Source organism: Pandoraea sp. PE-S2R-1 (assembly GCF_002179865.1).
Lineage (GTDB): Bacteria > Pseudomonadota > Gammaproteobacteria > Burkholderiales > Burkholderiaceae > Pandoraea.
In genome coordinates, this window is record NZ_NGUR01000017.1 from 173,310 (window position 1) to 187,697 (window position 14,388).

The 14,388-nt window shown below is 65.3% G+C and carries 9 protein-coding genes; 1 reads left to right on the forward strand and 8 read right to left on the reverse strand.

All coding sequences use genetic code 11. The features are described 5' to 3' along the window. Nucleotides 1-6: 6 nt before the first annotated feature. From glcE to CDV44_RS24800, 4 genes are read right to left on the reverse strand one after another with little or no spacing between them, the layout of a single operon-like run. The gene (gene glcE, locus CDV44_RS24785; protein WP_058375880.1) at nt 7-1,089 is read right to left on the reverse strand and encodes a glycolate oxidase subunit GlcE; all 1,083 of its coding nucleotides are present in this window, start codon (nt 1,087-1,089) and stop codon (nt 7-9) included. Then, a complete protein-coding gene (locus CDV44_RS24790; RefSeq protein WP_087691325.1) occupies nt 1,089-1,958 on the reverse strand; it encodes an ion transporter in 870 nt (289 codons plus the stop codon). Before CDV44_RS24790 ends, glcE begins: the two co-directional genes overlap by 1 nt. A gap of 1 nt (nt 1,959) precedes the next feature. Beyond that, on the reverse strand, nt 1,960-3,483 hold the full coding sequence (locus tag CDV44_RS24795; RefSeq protein WP_087691326.1) for an FAD-linked oxidase C-terminal domain-containing protein: 1,524 nt from the start codon (nt 3,481-3,483) through the stop codon (nt 1,960-1,962). A gap of 7 nt (nt 3,484-3,490) precedes the next feature. After that, nucleotides 3,491-4,912: an FAD-binding oxidoreductase gene (locus tag CDV44_RS24800; RefSeq protein ID WP_058375878.1), complete on the reverse strand. Its 1,422-nt coding sequence runs from the start codon at nt 4,910-4,912 to the stop codon at nt 3,491-3,493. A gap of 321 nt (nt 4,913-5,233) precedes the next feature. Here CDV44_RS24800 and CDV44_RS24805 point away from each other — a divergent pair, with 321 nt between their 5' ends. Continuing rightward, the gene (locus CDV44_RS24805; protein WP_087691327.1) at nt 5,234-5,797 is read left to right on the forward strand and encodes a cob(I)yrinic acid a,c-diamide adenosyltransferase; all 564 of its coding nucleotides are present in this window, start codon (nt 5,234-5,236) and stop codon (nt 5,795-5,797) included. Between the two features lie 63 nt (nt 5,798-5,860). Here CDV44_RS24805 and aroG read toward each other — a convergent pair whose 3' ends face one another. The 4 genes from aroG to CDV44_RS24825 all read right to left on the reverse strand — a co-directional run bounded on the left by aroG (nt 5,861) and on the right by CDV44_RS24825 (nt 14,217). Next, the gene (gene aroG / locus CDV44_RS24810) at nt 5,861-6,934 is read right to left on the reverse strand and encodes a 3-deoxy-7-phosphoheptulonate synthase AroG (protein WP_058375876.1); all 1,074 of its coding nucleotides are present in this window, start codon (nt 6,932-6,934) and stop codon (nt 5,861-5,863) included. Nucleotides 6,935-7,418: 484 nt separating this feature from the next. Then, on the reverse strand, nt 7,419-8,879 hold the full coding sequence (tldD, locus tag CDV44_RS24815) for a metalloprotease TldD (RefSeq protein ID WP_087691328.1): 1,461 nt from the start codon (nt 8,877-8,879) through the stop codon (nt 7,419-7,421). Nucleotides 8,880-8,932: 53 nt separating this feature from the next. Beyond that, nucleotides 8,933-9,853, reverse strand: a complete 921-nt coding sequence (locus tag CDV44_RS24820; RefSeq protein WP_087691329.1) for a carbon-nitrogen hydrolase family protein — start codon at nt 9,851-9,853, stop codon at nt 8,933-8,935. 32 nt (nt 9,854-9,885) lie between these two features. Then, nucleotides 9,886-14,217 carry a YhdP family protein gene (locus tag CDV44_RS24825; protein ID WP_087691330.1) on the reverse strand — a complete coding sequence of 1,444 codons (4,332 nt, stop codon included), beginning with the start codon at nt 14,215-14,217 and terminating at the stop codon, nt 9,886-9,888. Nucleotides 14,218-14,388: the final 171 nt, after the last annotated feature.

Sequence of the window (14,388 nt, forward strand, 5' to 3'; positions counted from 1 at the left end):
CAGCGATCAGAACTCGGGATACATCCGCCCCGGGTTGAAGATGCCCGCCGGGTCGAATACTGATTTCAGGTTGCGGTGAATACGCATGACCGGCGCGGGCAGCGGCGTGAAGACACTGACGCCGGGTTCGCCATAGCGGAACAGCGTCGCGTGTCCGCCATCCTGACGGGCCGCCGAGCGCACGATCTGCGCGTCGGCGTCCGTGATCCACCAGCGCTGCGCGCCGCCCCATTCGATCAACTGCTTGCCCGGCAGACGATGCGGCTCCGCCGTGGACGGTACGGCCAGACGCCACAGCGCCTGACCCGGTCCGGCATCGGCGAAGAAGTTATCCGTCTGCTCGCGAATCGCATGCCAGAACTTGGCCGCATGGATCGCATCGACCAGCTCGCCGCCCATCTTCACGCGCGCCGCCTTGATCGCCGCCGAGGCGCCTGCCAGACGAATCACCAGCAAATCGTTGCGCCACGCACTGCCCGTGATCGGCAGCGGTTGTCCGCCCCATTCGTTGAGCTTGCGCACCGCGTCCACGGCGTTCATTTCGAATTGCAGCGTCAGTTCGGCAAACGGCTGCGGCAACACCTTGATCGAGACTTCGAGAATCAGCCCGAGCGTACCGAGCGAGCCCGCCAGCATGCGCGAGACGTCGAACCCGGCCACGTTCTTCATGACCTGTCCGCCGAAGTTCAGCACATGACCCCGGCCGTCCATCAGCTTCGCGCCCAGCACGAAGTCGCGCACCGCGCCCACGGCGGCGCGGCGTGGCCCCGATAACCCGGCAGCCACCGCGCCCCCGATCGTCGCACCGGGCCCGAAGTAGGGCGGCTCGAACGGCAGCAATTGATTGCGCTCGGCGAGTGCGGCTTCGATATCGGCCAGCGGCGTGCCGCAGCGCGCCACGATCACCAGCTCGGCCGGGTCGTAGGCCACGATGCCGCTATACGTGCGTGTGTCCAGCACTTCGCCCACTCGTTGCTGGCCGTACCAGGCCTTTGTTCCGCCGCCACGCAATTGCAGGGGCTGACGCCGGGCGGTGGCGTGTTCGATGACGGCGCGGAAGTGATCGAGAGTATCGTTCGTGTCGGTCATCAGCTCGGTTCGGCCGGTGGCGGCGTGTCGGTTTGGTAGGGGCCAAGCTCGCTGCCGCAATGCTTGCAGAAGCGGGCGTCGGCGTCGTGCCCTTCGGTGAGGCAGTCCTGACAGGTGCGCGTCGTGATCGACTGCTTGCGCATGGCCAGATGAATTTCGGCACCCATGATCCCGGTCGGAATCGCAATCACGCTGTAGCCGAGCAGCATCACGAAACCCGTGATCGCCTTGCCCAGCCCGGTGACCGGCACCACGTCGCCGTAGCCGGTCGTCGTGAGCGTGACGATGGCCCAGTAGATGCCCACGGGAATGCTCGTGAAGCCATGCTCCGGCCCCTCGATGATGTGCATCAGCGTGCCGAAGATCACCACGATGATCGACACGAAACCGAGAAACACGAAGATCTTGCGGCGTGCGTTATACAGCGCGAGGCTCAGCACGCCGGCTTCGTTCACATACGCCGTGAGCTTCAGAATCCGGAACGCGCGCATCAGGCGCAGCAGCCGCACGTCGATCAGGCCGTGCAACTCGGGCACGAGAATGGCGAGATACGTCGGCAGAATCGAGAGCAGATCGATGATGCCGTAGAACGACAGCGCATAGCGCAATGGCCGGTGCGCGCACAACAGACGCGCGATGTATTCGGCCGTGAACAGCAGCGTGAAGAACCATTCGAGAATGGCCATCGGCAGCGGCAGCGTGTTCTGCACCATCGGCACGCTGGAGATGACGACCACGAACACCGACATGACGATCGCAATGAGCAACGCGATGTCGAACAGACGCCCTTCGCGGGTGTCGGCCTCGAAGATGATGATGTAAAGCCGCTGCCGCCAGTCGTGCGGCAGCCATTCCGACAGTGCTCGCACGTCAGAACCTCGGCAGGTCGGGGTGAGGCAGCAGGCCGCCGCGCACGTGCAGCTTGCCGTATTCGGCACAGCGCGCGCGGGTGGGAATGCCCTTGTCCGGGTTGAGCAGGCCGACCGGATCGAAGGCGCGCTTCACACCGAAGAAAGCGTCGCGCTCCTCGGCCGAGAACTGCACGCACATCGAGTTGATTTTCTCGATGCCCACGCCGTGCTCGCCCGTGATCGTGCCGCCAAGTTCGACGCACGCTTCGAGAATGTCGCTGCCGAACGCTTCGGCGCGATGCCATTCGTCGAGGTCGTTGCCGTTGAAAAGAATGAGCGGATGCATATTGCCGTCTCCCGCGTGAAAGACGTTAATACAGCGCAATCCGTATTGTTGTTCCATCCGCTCGATGCGTTTGAGCAAAGTCCCAATCGTGCGGCGAGGGATGGTCCCGTCCATGCAGTAATAGTCGGGCGAGATGCGCCCGGCGGCGGGGAACGCGTTTTTGCGGCCCGACCAGAACCGCAGGCGCTCCTCTTCACTGCGCGAAATCTGAAGCCGGGTGGCGCCGGATGTGCGCAGCACGTGCGAGATGCGCATGATCTCTTCGGCCACTTCTTCCGGCGTGCCGTCCGACTCGCACAGCAGAATGGCGGCGGCGTCGAGATCGTAGCCCGCGTGCACGAACTCTTCGACCGCCTGCGTGGCGGCCTTGTCCATCATCTCGAGCCCCGCCGGGATAATGCCGGCGGCGATGATCGCGGCCACGGCGTTGCCGCCGGTTTCCACGTCGTCGAAGCTCGCCATGATGACCTGCGCCGTTTGCGCTTTCGGGATGAGCTTGACCGTGATTTCGGTCACCACGCCGAACATGCCTTCGCTGCCGATGAACACCGAGAGCAGATCGAGGCCCGGCGCGTCGGGGCCGAGCGAGCCGAATTCGATGGCTTCGCCCGACATCGTGATGGCGCGTACGCGCAGCACGTTGTGCACCGTCAGACCGTACTTCAGGCAATGCACGCCACCGGAATTTTCCGCCACGTTGCCGCCGATGGTGCAGGCGATTTGCGACGACGGATCGGGCGCGTAGTAGAGGCCGTAGGTAGCGGCCGCGTCCGAGATGGCGAGGTTGCGCACGCCGGGCTGCACGGTAGCCGTGCGCGCATACGGGTCGATCTCGACAATCTTCTTGAACTTGGCCAGCGACAGCACGAGCCCATCGGAAATGGGCATCGCGCCGCCTGACAGGCTGGTGCCTGCACCGCGCGGCACCACGGGGATGCCGAGTTGATGGCAGGCCTGCAAGATGCGCTGCACCTGCGATTCCGATTCGGGCAGCGCGACGGCTAGCGGCACGCGCCGATAGGCGGCGAGGCCATCGCACTCGTACGGTGTGGTGTCCTCGCGGCGATGCAGGATGCAGTGCGCCGGCAGAATCTGCGTCAGCGCATCGAGCAACTGGCGCTGACGTTCTTCAAGCGGCGTCTGCCGATCGGGCACGTCGGCGTCGCGTGGGCTTTGCGAAATCGCGGGAGCGTTCATGCGGTGCTCAGCCCGCCGAGCGCAACCGGAAAATCTTGCCCGGATTGAGCAGGTTCTGCGGATCGAGCGACAGCTTGATGCCGCGCATCACGTCGATGGCGTCTTCGCCGTGTTCGGTCACGAGAAAGCCCATTTTGTGCAGGCCCACCCCGTGTTCGCCCGTGCACGTGCCGCCCATGCGGATGGCGCGCTCGACGATACGCTGGTTCAGGTGCTCGGCTTCTTCGATCTCTTCGGGCTTGTCCGGGTCGATCAGAATCGCCACGTGGAAGTTGCCGTCGCCGACGTGGCCCACGATCGGGCAGGGCAGGCTCGACGCGCGCAGATCGACTTCCGTCTCGCCCACGCATTCGGCCAGACGCGAGATCGGCACGCACACGTCGGTCGTCACGGCGCGGCAGCCCGGCTTGAGTTGCAGCATCGCGAAGTACGCGCTGTGACGTGCGCCCCACAGGCGGTTGCGATCTTCCGTGCGGGTGGCCCACTCGAAGCCCGTGCCGCCGTTGTCGTCGGCCAGTGCCTGCACCGTCTCGGCCTGCTCTTTCACGCCGGCTTCGCTGCCGTGGAATTCGAAGAAGAGCGTCTGCGTTTCGGGCAGTTCCATCTTCGAGTGCTTGTTGATCGCACGCACGGCCAGGGCGTCGACGAACTCGACGCGCGCCACCGGCACGCCCAGCTGAATCGTCTGGATCGTGCAGTTGACGGCGTCCGTCATGCTCGGGAACGAGCAGATGGCGGCCGACACGGCTTCGGGTTGCGGATACAGGCGGACGGTGGCCTCGGTAATGATGCCCAGCGTGCCTTCGCTGCCGACGAACAGGCGCGTCAGGTCGTAGCCGGCCGAGGACTTGCGGGCGCGCGTGCCGGTGTGGATCACACGGCCGTCGGCCAGCACCACGGTGAGGGCGAGCACGTTCTCGCGCATCGTGCCGTAGCGCACGGCGTTGGTGCCCGAGGCGCGGGTTGCACACATGCCGCCGATGCTGGCGTCGGCACCCGGATCGATCGGGAAGAACAGACCCGTATCGCGCAGCGCTTCATTCAGCGCTTTGCGCGAGATGCCCGGCTCGACCGTGACCGTCAGGTCTTCGGCATTGATCGAGACGACCTTGTTCATCTCGGAGAGATCGAGCGACAGGCCGCCTTCGACGGCCAGCAGGTGACCTTCTAGCGACGAACCGGCGCCGTAGGGAATCAGGGGGACGTTGTACTTGGCGCAGAGCTTGACGATCTGCGAGACCTCGTCGGTGCTGTGCGCGAACGCGACGGCGTCGGGCAGCATCGGGTCGAAGGGAGATTCGTCACGGCCGTGGTGCTCGCGCAGCGCCTCCTTGGTGCTCACGCGCTCGCCCAGCAGGGCTTGCAACTCGGTGAGCAAGGCGTCGGGGAAGGGACGCTTGGCGGCAAACGGCAAATGGGGGTGATTCACGGCTTTCTCCTTCGGGTCTCCGGGCGGCCAGCGCGGGATGGCGATGGCGTGCCCCTATTAGGCGGGGTCTCGGGGGCGCTGGCCGGAGACCGCGCCTACCCTGACACCTCATGAGCGTGGATTTTACGCCGGGACGGCGTTTTTCCCCACCCTTTGCGTCATATCATACGAACTTGTCGTCGACATGCGTCGTGAGGGCTGCCTGAAAAACAGGCAACGCATGGCAGATGACGTTTTTCTATCACAAGAAGGTAAGTCGAACCGCCACCGGGGCATGACAACCGGCGGGCATGGCATGCCGCAAGGAGCAGGTATCGCAAGATGGGGAATCGTTTGAGCAAGATCGTCACGCGCGCGGGCGATGGCGGCAGAACCGGTCTGGGCGACGGCGCCCATGTCGACAAACACAGCCTGCGCATTGTCGCCATCGGCGAAGTCGACGAAACCAATTCGCATATCGGCGTGTTGCTGTGTGAAGACCTGCCGGTGGACGTGCGCGACGTGCTGGTGGCGATCCAGCATGATCTGTTCGATCTCGGCGGCGAACTGAGCACGCCGCGTCATACCTTGCTGGGCGCCCCGCACGTCGTCAGACTCGACGGCTGGCTGGCGCATTACAACGCGGCACTGCCGCCCTTGAAGGAATTCATCCTGCCCGGCGGCACGCGCGCGGCGGCGCTCGCGCACGTGGTGCGTACGGTGGCTCGCCGTGCCGAGCGTGCGATGGTTGCGCTGGGTGCCGAAGAGACCGTGGGACCGGCGCCGCGTCAGTACATCAACCGTCTGTCGGATCTGATGTTCGTGCTGGCCCGTGTGCTCAACCGCGCCGGTGGCGGTGACGACGTGCTGTGGCAGCGCGAGCGGGACACCGGCAACGCTGCCTGAATCCGCGCATCACCGGACACCCGACGGGCGTCGGGTACGGTGAGTGCGCGTTTTCCTGCCGGATCAGTTGCCTGAACCGCGCGCCAGACGGCGGGCACGCACGGCTTCGGCCAGCGTGTCGAGCACGCCCAGACTGTCTTCCCAGTTGATGCACGCATCGGTAATGCTCTGGCCGTAGGTCAGCGGCTTGCCCGGCACGTGGTCCTGACGGCCAGCCACGAGGTGCGATTCGACCATCACACCGATGATGCGGTCGTCGCCACCGGCGATCTGGCGGGCGATGTCTTCGCACACCGGGATCTGGTTCTCGTGCTTCTTCTGGCTGTTGGCGTGCGAGGCGTCGATCATCACGCGTGCGGCCAGACCCGACTTGGCGATGTCGTCGCAAGCGGCTTGCACGCTGGCAGCGTCATAGTTCGGCGCCTTGCCGCCGCGCAGGATCAGGTGGCAATCTTCGTTGCCCGCGGTCGACACGATGGCCGAGTGGCCGCCCTTCGTCACCGACAGGAAATGGTGCGGCTGCGAGGCGGCCTTGATCGCGTCGACGGCGATCTTCACGTTGCCGTCGGTGCCGTTCTTGAATCCAACCGGGCACGACAGGCCCGAGGCCAGTTCGCGGTGCACCTGCGACTCGGTCGTGCGCGCGCCGATGGCACCCCACGACACCAGATCCGCGATGTACTGCGGGCTGATCATGTCGAGGTATTCGGTGCCGGCCGGCAGGCCCAGCTCGTTGATCTCGGCGAGCAGTTCGCGCGCGAGGCGCAGGCCGTCGTTGATCTTGAAGCTGTTGTCCATGTGCGGGTCGTTGATCAGACCCTTCCAGCCCACCGTCGTACGCGGCTTTTCGAAGTACACGCGCATCACGATTTCGAGCTCGCCCTTCAGGCGCTCGCGCTGTTCGACCAGACGCGCGGCGTATTCAAGCGCGGCTTTCGGGTCGTGGATCGAGCACGGGCCGATGATCACGACGAGACGGTCTTCCATGCCGTGCAACACGCGGTGGATAGCGCCGCGCGAGCGATGGATGAGGTCCGCGCTCTTTTCCGAGCAGGGGGATTCGCGAATCAGGTGCGCCGGGGGCGTCAGTTCCTTGAGCTCGCGAATACGGACATCATCGGTGTTGTGGGGAGGCATGGTTTTTCTCCTGGGCAGTTCGGACTGCGGTTCGGTTCTCGGGAATTCGGGTCAAAAAAAAACCGCCAGACTCGCTGGCGGTTTTTCAGGATTCGTTTCGGTGCTTACTGCTGCAACTGTCCCTCTCCATCCGCCAGCGGTGTGAGATACGCAAAAAAGTAAAAGTAAAACTTATTGGCGGTCATGAGGGATATCTGACGTTGCATCGCAGGCGTTTGCCGTGCACAGAATCAACTTTATACGCCGAATCGGATGACGCTGCAACCGTGACTCCGCGCTAATCGCCTGCAAAACGCGCGGAAATATTGCATTTCATGGTTGCGAAATGCGTGGCGAAAGCGTGATATTTCAAATTCTCGCAAAAACGCCCGGTTTGACCCGGGCGCTTTGCTAAGCTTCACGCATTTTTTGCAGTGCGCCATCTTTTCCGTGACATTCGGCCAACAGAAGCGATGACGCGCTGTGGTGCGGGCCTAATGACAGGTTAAGCCGTGCCGCCGACCGTCATGTTTTCCATGCGCAGCGTCGGCTGGCCGACACCGACCGGCACGCTCTGGCCTTCCTTGCCGCACACGCCCACGCCCGAATCCAGCGCCATGTCGTTGCCGATCATGGTCACGTCCTTGAGCGATTCCGGACCGTTGCCGATCAGCGTGGCGCCCTTGACCGGATACGTGATCTTGCCGTCTTCGATCATGTACGCCTCGGACATCGAGAACACGAACTTGCCGTTGGTGATGTCGACCTGACCGCCGCCGAAGTTCACCGCATACAAGCCGTGCTTGACCGAGGCGATGATTTCCGCCGGGTCTTTGTCACCGCCGAGCATGTATGTGTTCGTCATGCGCGGCATCGGCAGGGCGGCGTACGATTCGCGGCGGCCGTTGCCGGTCACCGGCATCTTCATCAGGCGGGCGTTCAGGCTGTCTTGCATATAGCCCTTGAGAATGCCGTCTTCGATGAGCGTCGTGCACTGCGTGGGGTTGCCTTCGTCGTCGATATTGAGCGAGCCGCGGCGGTTCGACAGCGTGCCGTCATCCACCACTGTCACGCCCTTGGCCGCGACGCGCTCACCGAGGCGTCCCGAGAATGCCGACGAGCCCTTGCGGTTGAAGTCGCCTTCGAGACCGTGGCCGATGGCTTCGTGCAGCAGCACGCCGGGCCAGCCCGGTCCAAGCACCACGGTCATCGCACCGGCCGGGGCCGGGCGGGCGTCGAGCTTGACGATGGCGCCGTCGACGGCTTCCTTGACGTACTTGGCGAGCAGATCGTCGGTGAAGTAGCCGTAGTCGAGACGGGCACCGCCGCCGCTGTTGCCGATTTCACGCTTGCCATTCGATTCGACGATGACCGTGACCGACACGCGCACCAGCGGGCGCACATCGGCGGCGATCACGCCGTCGCTGCGAGCCACCAGCACCACATCGTATTCACCGGCCAGACCGGCCATCACCTGCGAGACGCGCGGGTCGCTGGCGCGTGCCAGCTTTTCGATGCGCTCCAGCAGGGCGATCTTGCCGTTCGCGTCGAGCGAGGCGAGCGGATCGGACGGCAGATACAGCGCGCGGCCCGTGACGTTCGAGAGCTTGCTGCCCACCTTCACGCGGCCACGGCCTGCCGTGGCGATGCTGCGCGTGGCGGCGGCGGCTTCCTTCAGCGCGATCTCGGAGATGTCGTCCGAGTAGGCAAATGCCGTGCGGTCGCCCACGATGGCGCGCACACCGACGCCCTGATCGATCGAGAACGAGCCGGATTTGACGATGCCTTCCTCAAGGCTCCACGCCTCGCTGCGCGTGTACTGGAAGTACAGATCGGCGTAGTCCACGCGATGCGTGAAGATGTCGCCGAGCGCGCGTTGCAGGTGGGTTTCGTCGAGGCCGTACGGGGTGAGCAGCAGCTCACGGGCGGTGGCCAGGTTCTGAATGCCGGGTTCGATGATTTTCATGCGGTGTCAGGCCAAGGAAATATGTTCGGAATATGGGGACGGAAGACGCAATGTCAACCTTGCGCGCGGGCAGGCGTGGCGGGCGCAGGCGCCGGGGCGTCGTGGGCATCGCCGATGGCGCCCAGCACGCGGTGTCGCAACGCCGGCAGGCTCTGGCGAACGGCCGCGAGCCGCGCCGGATCGATGTCGCCGACGACCACGCCGGCGCCGTCGTCTTCACGCTGGGCGACGATATCGCCCCACGGATCGATCAGCATCGAATGCCCCCAGGTGCGCCGCCCGTTCTCGTGGACGCCGCCCTGCGCGGACGCCAGCACGTAGCATTGGTTTTCGATGGCACGCGCGCGGAGCAGCAACTCCCAGTGCGCGCGCCCTGTGGTGTAGGTGAAAGCGGCGGGTACGACCATGAGCGTACAGTCGCCCATGGCCCGGTACAACTCGGGAAAACGCAGGTCGTAGCAGACCGACAGGCCGACGCGGCCAAACGGCGCTTCAAACGTGCGTACGGTTTCACCGGGGCGAATCGTACGCGCTTCGTCATAGGCTTCTTCGCCTTTGACGAAATTGAACAGGTGAATCTTGTCGTAACGCGCGGCGGACGAGCCATCCGGGCCGTAGACGAGCGTCGTGTTGAGGACGCGTCCGGGTTCCGGGGCGGCCAGCGGCATCGTGCCGCCGATCAGCCAGACGCCGTTGCGACGTGCCGTTTCCGCCAGAAAGTCCTGAATCGGACCGTGGCCGGGTTGTTCACGCAGGGAGAGTTTGTCGGTGTCGCGCTGGCCCATGTAGCAAAAGTACTCGGGCAGCAGCACCAGTTGCGCGCCGGCGTCAGCCGCTTCGGCGACCCAGCGTCCGGCGTCCGCGAGATTGCGTGCGACGTCGGGGGCGCTGACCATCTGTACTGCGGCCACGCGTGCCGGCGCGTTGGGAGCGTTCGGCGTGGCGCGGGTGGCTGAACTATCGGGGCTCGTCATGAAGTCGCTGAAAAGACGCTCGCAAAGCCGGCTCAGTTGCCGTGCAGCCCGTTGGGCGTGGCGGTGTTCTGGGCTTCGGGCCGGGATTCCGGGGATGGATCGATCTTACTCTGATTGCCGCTCGCCTGTCCGATGATGGGGTTGTCCCACGAACCGGTCACGTGATACGTCGTCGAGAGCGTACGCGAGAGCTGTTCGCCGAGCGCCAATTGCGCGAAGAAGGAGCCGATACCCAGTGCCGGGTTGATGATCGCCCAAGCCAGCGAAGCCGACGCCGCATTGATCTTCGGCAGCACGAGCACGTTCAGGTCCTGCGTCTCGCGCGCCAGATCCGTATGCCCGTCGATGCGAATCGTGGCCGCATTCGCATGAATCGTCAGGTCGTCAGTCGTCGCCACGCCGCCTTGCATCGTCGCGTTGCCGTCGATGTTGTCGAACGGCAGGCCGCTTCCGACCACACTGTTGAAGTCGAACGTGAGGATCTTGGCGAGTGTCTGCACGGAAAGAATACCCAGCAACTTCGCGAGCCCCGGGTCGGCCTTCAGAATCTGACCGCGCTTGAGTTCGACCTTCACCTTCCCGCCGAGCGTCGGGTAGTCGATGGCATCGGGGCCGCCGCGCCAGCCGAAACGGCCCGACACCGTGCCCGAGCCATCCTTGAGCGTCTTGGGCAGGCCAAGCCGGTCGAGCAGCGCGCCGGCATTCTTCACATCGAGATTGAAGTCGAGGACCGTGCGGCGCGGGATATCGTCGTTCGAGCCAGCGGCTGTGGCGGCGGCTGCGCGCCGGCGCGACGTGCGCCAGTTGCCCGTCACGTCCAGTGTGGCGGCGCTGTTGCTCAACTCCAGCTTGGTGAGTTGCCAGACCGGTACGCCATCTTCCAGATCGTTATGCGCATTGAGTTCCAGGCGTCCCAGCGGCTTGTCGCGCAGCACGAAATCGTTGGCCACCACATCGATCGCGGGGAATTCGTCGCTGGGCTCGTCGAGCACTTGCGTGAGCACGTCGTCGCCGTGTTCTTCCTTGGGAATCACCAGCTTGGCGAGCCGCGCGCGGATCGCGCCCGACGGGTTCTTCGCGTCCGGCGCGCGCCATTCGGCGAAACCCGAGACCAGATCCGAGGCCAGACTCACCTGCCAGTCGCGGTCATTGCGTTGCGCGCCCAGCACCAGCTCCGGCCACAGACGCGACATCAGCCGCACCTGTTTCGCGTGCAACGCCAGTCGCGTCGGCAGGTACGGCGTGAGCGCACCGAATTCCTCGCGGGCGGCGGCGGCCGTCTCGGCGGGCGAGGGCGGCGTGCCTTGCGTGCCCGGCGTGGCGGCATCGGTGGAGAGCGACGCGATCACGCTGCGCCACGCATCCACGTCGAGCGTGTCGAACTGCGCCGTGGCCTGCACGCCTTCACGCGGTGCGGGCACTGGCTGATTGATGCCAATGCCGCCGCGCAGCACCTCAACGCGGTTGCCGTTACGCTGCTGCACGTAATTGCCTTGCACGCTGCCGATGGCGAAATCGAGCGTATCGATGCGGCGTCCTCCGGCGTTCGGCTGCGGACGTAGCGAGAAGCGCGCAGGCAACGACACGTCGGCGCTCTTGCCCAGCGGCGCAGGCAGATTCACCGCGAGGCCGGCGAGCGAGGATTGCACGGCGACCTCCGTCATGCCCTGACGCACGGTGACCACCGCCGTGTAGGGCGTGGCACCCGTCATGCGCTTTGCCAACTGGGCCAGCGAAGCATTTTCGCGGTTCTCGCGCAGACCTTGCGCGCTCATCGTGCCGGCGACATTCAGGGCGATGGTGCCGTCGTCGCGGCTGCCGCCCGACGCGCGCACATCGCCGCCAAGGAACGTGCCGCGCAGGTTGTCGAGCGAAATACCGCGTTCCGTGAAGGCCAGTTCGCCGTCGACCGCGCCGAACGTCGGCAGTCCGTTCAGCAAGGCGATGTCATTGCGCAGGAAGCGCGCCCGCCCGGTCACCTTCGAGCGGTCCGTGTGTTCGAGCGGCATCGAGAGTTGGAGGGCGAGCTGTGCCGTGCCGTTCGCGCGCGTTTCGTCGGTGAAATCGCCGATCCAGTGCCCGACCGGGCTCGAATTGATGTACTTCACGAAGTCCGCTGCCGGGCCCCGCGCATCGCCCTTGAGGACGAGCGTCGAATCCTCTTGCCCGATCTTGTCGATATCGCCGATCACCTGCGTGAGCGTGACCCCATAGATCGAGCCGGTGTCGATGGCGATATGCAGCTTGTCGGCATCGAAACGCAGATTGCCGCGCACCTTCTCGAACGCCGGCCAGACTTCCGTATGTCCCGGGCGCAGCGGCGACGGATTGAACGTCACGTCGACCAGCGGAATGTCGATGCGGAACTTGCCGTGCCCCTTATCGAACGGGAAGAATTCCAGATCGCCCTGCACGGCGAACGGCGCGTTTTGCACCGTGCCGGCGATGAGCGCGCGTTGCAGGTAGTCGCGCACGGCGGCGCCGATATCGGTGGGCAGATAGCGCGGCACCGCATTCGCATTGGCGCGCGTGATCGTGCCTTTCAGATCGACGATGCCGTTATCGCGGCCACCGTTCTGCCATGTGCCGCTCACGTCGCCTGCGAGTTCCGCGTTTTGCAGATGCAGCGCGTCCACTCGCACGTGTATCTCGGCGGGGGCGTCGCGTTTCGTGACCGGATGCGAGACGCGCCAACTGGTGCGCGCCGTGAGCGTGTCGAGGGCGATACGGGGCTGATCGAAGCGGCCCGGGAAATCGAGCACCGAACCCTTCGAATTCAGCGTGAGGCTGCCGCGCGACTGATCGGCGTCGACGTGGCCGCTCAAGTGCGAGAAACCGGGGCGTCCGGCATTCGGGCCGCCAGCGCGGGCCGGCGGGTTCGGATTGGGCAGGCTATCGATGCCCGCGTCTTCGAAGTCGGCGACCACCCGGTAGCGATCGCGTTCCGGCGGCAGTTGCCGGATGCCGGGCAGATCGCGCCAGTTGGTGCTGCCGTGGGGCTTGGGTGCCTGATAGCTCAGGTCGAAGTTCGCAAGGCGGCCGCGCGGCTGGAAGCTCGTGAGCTGGTCGCGGGTCGTTTTGTCGATCGGGAGTGCGGGCACCAGTGCCATGGCGGCACCGATATCGAAGCGTTGACCGGCCAGCGTGACATGCAGGCCGCGGTCGGCCGTGGTCGGGGCGTAGCTGCCGCGCATGTCGGGGACATCGAGCGTCGGGCGGCCGGCCGCCTGCAACGTTAGGCCGCGCACGCGCCAGTTCCAGCCGCTGTCCGCCTGCGGCCCGATGCGGGTGATGTCGATCCGGCCCTGCGTCGCATCGAACGACAGCGGCGGCAGGTCGTCGGCGAGCTGTGCCGACGTGTTTTCCCCGGCGGCACGCAGCGTGGCGCCCGTGATGGCGCCGTTGTCGAAGTTCACCCACGCGCGCGCAGCGAGCCGGCCGCGCGTGTCGCGAGCGTCGTGTTCGCCTGGCAGATCGACGTGTTGGGCGAGGGCGGCGAGATCGATGGTACCGATGTCGGCGTAGATCTCACCGCGCCAGCGCTTGAGTTCGCCGGGGCGGGCGAAGAGCGGGGTCGTGAAGCGTGCGCGAACGTCGAGCGGGGCGACCATGCCGGCGGGGGGCGTGGCCTGCATGCCGAAGCGATGTTCCAACCCGCGATTGCGCAGCATTGCGTTCACGTTGGTGATGACGGTTTCGGGTACGTCGCGGGTGGCGTCGCGCCAGCGCACCGTGCCGCCGCGAATGATCACGCGCGCCTGACGCATGAGCCAGTCGGTCGCCTGCGTGTCCGAGTCGCTGCCGTTGCCGGAAACCGGCATGCCGGCGACGAGAATCGAGCCGTCGGCGAGGCGCTCGACGCTGAGATCCGGCTGATAGAGCGTCAGACTCGAGAGGCGCAGGTCGAGGTGGATCAGGCTCGTCCACGACAGCACCGCGTCGAGGCGATGGAGCGTGAGGCCGGGTTCCACGGGCGGCGGCGCGCCGGGCGGTGCGTAGGTTTGTGCGGTGGCTTTCGCACCGTTGCGGGGCTTGGCGGGGGCTGCTGCGGGCGCGCGCGCGTGCAGGATGCGCACGTCTTCGAGCGTCAGATAGGGGTGCCAACCGCGCCAGACGGCGTCGATGCGGCCGATCGAGACGGGTAAACCGAGCGCGCGCGACGCGGCCGCCTCGATTTGAGGGCGGTAGTCCGACACACGGGGGAGGATCACGTACCGGGTCGCCAGCACGACGGCGCCAAGTCCGAAATACACGACCACGATGAGCGCCAGCAGCCATTCCAGGCCCAGGCGCATGCCACGCGGCAGTGACGAGAACCAGGACCGGGTCGCAGTGGGCGAGGCAGGCGGCTTACGGTCGGTCATGCTGCTCGTCTACGAGGGAATGTGGTAGTTTCTGTGGCAAAGACTGTAACACAAGCCCATGGCCGTTCGACGGGCGGACCGTCGCACAAAGAGACAGGTATTCCGCCGTTTAATTTCACGCGGGTAAGCCGGCGAAAGCTCGCGTAAGTGCGTGAAAGTTCACCGCGCGGT

Bases quoted from the DNA above. Each gene is read 5' to 3' on its own strand.
- glcE (WP_058375880.1), bottom strand. From the start codon at position 1,089: ATGACCGACACGAACGATACTCTCGATCACTTCCGCGCCGTCATCGAA.
- CDV44_RS24795 (WP_087691326.1), bottom strand. From the start codon at position 3,483: ATGAACGCTCCCGCGATTTCGCAAAGCCCACGCGACGCCGACGTGCCC.
- CDV44_RS24805 (WP_087691327.1), top strand. From the start codon at position 5,234: ATGGGGAATCGTTTGAGCAAGATCGTCACGCGCGCGGGCGATGGCGGC.
- aroG (WP_058375876.1), bottom strand. From the start codon at position 6,934: ATGCCTCCCCACAACACCGATGATGTCCGTATTCGCGAGCTCAAGGAA.
- tldD (WP_087691328.1), bottom strand. From the start codon at position 8,879: ATGAAAATCATCGAACCCGGCATTCAGAACCTGGCCACCGCCCGTGAG.
- CDV44_RS24820 (WP_087691329.1), bottom strand. From the start codon at position 9,853: ATGACGAGCCCCGATAGTTCAGCCACCCGCGCCACGCCGAACGCTCCC.
- CDV44_RS24825 (WP_087691330.1), bottom strand. From the start codon at position 14,217: ATGACCGACCGTAAGCCGCCTGCCTCGCCCACTGCGACCCGGTCCTGG.